Genomic DNA, 3,993 nt, shown 5'->3' on the forward strand with positions numbered 1-3,993 from the left:
TCGCTACATGATCCGACCATCCGGCCCCCAGGAGGGGCTCGGCAGTTGACCCTGGAGGTCGCCATGCCACCCGGTCCCATCCCGAAACACACGAGCCAGCGGCGCAATATGCGCAAGCGTGAAGGCTACGAGCAGGCGCCTACTGCCGCAGTCGTGCGCAAGCCACGCGCAGACAAGGACTGGCACCCGACGGCTAAGGGCTGGTACAACTCGCTGGCGAGGTCTGGGCAGTCCCAGTTCTACGAACCCTCCGACTGGTTCACCGCTCACTTCCTCGCCTCGGAGATGTCGAGGTGCCTGTACGACGAGAAGCCGAACGCGGCGCTCGTCGGGGCGATCATGAGCGCGTCTCGGGATCTACTGACCACCGAGGGTCAACGTCGTCGGATGCGACTGGAACTACTGCGGGATGCCCAGGTGGCTGACCCGGCAGTGAAGGCCCGTGACGATGTCGCAGACATCATCCGCCTCGCCGTCGCTAGCTCTTGACACTCTGCCCGCCGGTGGTCCGCGTCTGACGTTGGCGCCGGCGGCGCTCGCATGGGCTGCAGAGTTCCTCGTCCAACCTAACGGGGTTCGGGCTAAGCAGTCGTGGCTGCCGACGAAACGTCAAGCCCGGTTCCTGCTCTGGTGGTACGCGGTCGACTCTGACGGTCGGTGGCTGTTCAACCATGGAGTCCGCCGGCTGGCGAAGGGTTCGGGTAAGTCCCCGTTTGCCGCAGTGATGGCACTCATCGAGTTCGCCGGCCCGTGTCGGGTGAAGGACATCGACGGGGATCGGGTGATCGCCGAGCCGGTACACCTTCCGCTCGTGGAGGTCGCCGCAACGGCTGAGTCCCAGACCGCTAACACGATGCGGATGGTCCGGGCGATGGCGCCGAAGGGCTCCCGCGTGGTGCAGGAACACTCACTTGACCCGGGAAAGACGATCTACTACAAGCTCGACACCGGCGGGGAACTGCACGTCATCACGTCCTCGGCCACCGCGGCTGAAGGTTCGGAGTCGTCGTTCGTGGTGGGTGACGAGGTCGAGCATTGGCTGCCGAACAATGGCGGCACCGACCTGGCCGACGTCCTCGACCGGAACCTGGCGAAGTCCGGGTCTCGGATGCTGTCGACCGCGAACGCATGGGAGCCCGGCATCGGGTCCGTGGCCGAGTCCGAATGGGACGCGTGGGTTGCCCAGAACGAGGGCCGCACCCGCGGCGAGGGCCGGATTCTGTATGACGCGCTGATCGCACCGCCGGAGACGGACCTTACTGACGAGGCGTCGCTGACGGCAGCCCTGGAATGGGTGTACGGCGATTGCGCCTGGGTTGACCAGTCCGTGATCCGAGATCGGATCTGGGACCCGCGCACGAAGCCGGACGTCTCGCGCCGGTTCTACCTGAACCAACCGACCGCCGCCGTGGACGCGTGGACGACCCCGCAACTGTGGGGCGCGTGCGCTGACCTAACTGTGACCGTGGCTGATGGTGACGAGATCGTGATGTTCTTCGACGGGTCGAAGTCCAGTGACGCGACCGCGCTGGTCGGCTGCCGGATGTCGGATGGGCATGTCTTCACGATTGGCGTGTGGGAGCCCGGCCAGGACGAGATCGTGTCTGCGACCGAGGTTGACGCCGCCGTGTCGTGGGCGATGGCCCGCTGGACTGTCCTCGGATTCTTTGCCGACGTCCGCGAGTGGGAATCGTTCGCCAAGGTGTCGTGGCCGGCCGAGTACGGCGACCGGATGACGGTATGGGCCGAGTCCGGGTCCAGCCGTGATCCGCAGCCGATCGCCTGGGATATGCGCGGGCACGTCATGGAGTTTACGAAGGCCTGCGAGTTGACCGAGGCCGAGATCACCGATCAGCAGTTCACCCATGACGGGGATTCACGCGTCGCGCGTCACGTGGGCAATGCCCGCCGCCGACCGAACCGGCACGGGGTGTCGATCGGCAAGGAGTCGCGCGGGTCGCCTCACAAGATCGACGCCGCCGTATGTGTGATCGGTGCCCGGATGGTGCGCCGGCTGGTCCTCGCCGAGCATGCACGGATCAAACCTGAACCGAAGCGCCGCCAATCGGGGCGCGTCTATTCCTTCTGAGAGGGGCCGTAGGTGCTGATCGACCCCGAAGAGGCGAGCACTATCGCCGCAGGCCTGATGAAGGTCCGCAACTCCGAATACCGCTCGCTGGACCTGATCCACGACTACGTCGAGGGCGAGATCGACCCGCAGTACGTTCCGCGGGATGCCGCGGTGGAGTTCCGCCAGATCGTGCGCCAGTCGCGGGTCAATGTTCTTCCGCTGGTCGTGGACACGATCGCGCAGAGTCTGTACGTCGACGGGTATCGGGCGAAGCAGTCCGAGGAGAACGCGCCGGCGTGGGATCAGTGGCAGGCGAATCGGATGGACGCCCGCCAGACCGGCGTGCATCGTGCCGCTCTGACCTATGGCGCGGCCTACGTGATGGTGACCCCGGGCGATCAAGGCCCGGCCTGGTCGCCGTTCTCCCCGCGGGACATGACCGCTGTCTATAAGGACGCCGTCAACGACGAATGGCCCGAGTACGCGCTGATCGTGCGCGAGTCCGGTGGAGCCCTGGAGCTAGTCGTCGTCGCGCCGTACGAGCGGTATCTGTTCACGGCGAAGAACGCCGACAGTACCCCGGAGTTCGTCGGGTCCGAGGTTCACGGGGTCCCGTGGACTCCGGTCGTGAGGTTCGTCAACCAGTACACGCTCGACGATGATCCGCGTGGCGAGATCGAACCTCTGATCCCCTTGCAGGGTCAAGCCAACTCGCTGACGTTCGGGCTCGGGATGGCTGCGCAGTTCGCGGCATTCCGGCAGAAGTGGGTGACCGGGTTCGAGGTGGAGCGTGACTCCACCGGACGACCGGTGGAACCGTTCAAGTCGGGCGTGGACAAGCTCTTCATCGGCGAATCCCCAGACACGAGGTTCGGCGACTTCAACTCCGCCGACCTCAACGGCTACGTCGACGCCCGCCAGTCCGTGCTGCGGATCATGGCGACCATTGCGCAGGTTCCGCCGCACCATCTCGGCGGGGCGACGATCGCGAACCTGTCTGCGGAGGCGTTGGCCTCACTGGAGGTGCAGCAGTCGCGCAAGGTTGCTGAACGTAAGTCGCTGTTCGGGGAGGCGTGGGAGCAGACGCTCAGATTGTCCGCATATGTGGCCGGCGATTCCGAGGCGATGGCTGACACGTCCGCGCAGGTGATCTGGCGCGACACCGAAGCCAGGTCCCTAGCGTCGACCGTGGACGCGCTCGGCAAGTTGGTGACGATGCTCGGAGTACCTCCGCAGGCATTGTGGGAGCGCATTCCGGGTGTGACTCAGCAGGACGTGGAGCGGTGGAAGGGCGAGGCGATCGTCAACGATCCGCTCGGCCAACTGGCCGCGCTGATGGGTCCGCCGGAACTTCAAGTCGTGGCCGATGGCGATAACGCGGCAGGGTGACGCTCTGACCCGAGCGCATCGGGTGCAGCAGCAACGCATCCGGGTCGCCGCAGTACAGCAGGCGAGATCGCTGGTGCCGCTGTTCAACCGGAGCAATCCGGCGAGCACGTGGGGTCCGTGGACGCGGGCAATGACCGCGACGATCAACCAGGGCCGCAGCCTGTCGTCGCGCGCGGCGATGTCCTACTACCTGCAGTTCCGCCAGGCCGAGGGCGCTAAGGGTCTGTTCCTGCCGATCCCTGCCGAACCTCTGGAGGAGATCGTCGTCGCCGAGAACTTGGCGAAAGCGATCATCCCGGACGGGTCGAAGGAGGCCGCCTACTCCCGCGCTGTGCAGCAACTGCGCGACCAACGCGCGGAGGCCGCGGCACTAGCGGAGACCGAGTCGATGGTGGCCGCCGCCGGCGCCGAGTCGATCATTGCCAGCACCGAAAGCGACGAGCAGGCGACAACGTTCGCACGGGTCGCCTCCGCCAATGCCTGCGCGTTCTGTCTGATGTTGGAGTCGCGCGGTCCGGTGTATCAGACGATCG

At 65.9% G+C, this 3,993-nt stretch carries 4 protein-coding genes; all 4 read left to right on the forward strand.

The window, feature by feature from the left end:
• On the forward strand, positions 1–489 hold a 489-nt coding region (locus KAZ48_11140), incomplete at its 5' end, for a hypothetical protein (protein ID MBP7973343.1).
• A complete protein-coding gene (locus tag KAZ48_11145) occupies positions 449–2,089 on the forward strand; it encodes a hypothetical protein (GenBank protein MBP7973344.1) in 1,641 nt (546 codons plus the stop codon). The genes KAZ48_11140 and KAZ48_11145, both read left to right, overlap by 41 nt.
• Positions 2,090–2,101: 12 nt before the next feature.
• Entirely contained in the window at positions 2,102–3,460 is a 1,359-nt protein-coding gene (locus KAZ48_11150) for a phage portal protein (GenBank protein MBP7973345.1), read from the forward strand.
• Positions 3,438–3,993, forward strand: a 556-nt coding sequence (locus KAZ48_11155; GenBank protein MBP7973346.1) for a hypothetical protein, incomplete at its 3' end; no start/stop codon positions are given. The genes KAZ48_11150 and KAZ48_11155, both read left to right, overlap by 23 nt.

This window comes from Candidatus Nanopelagicales bacterium, assembly GCA_018003655.1.
Classification (GTDB): Bacteria; Actinomycetota; Actinomycetes; order S36-B12; family UBA10799; genus JAGNDY01.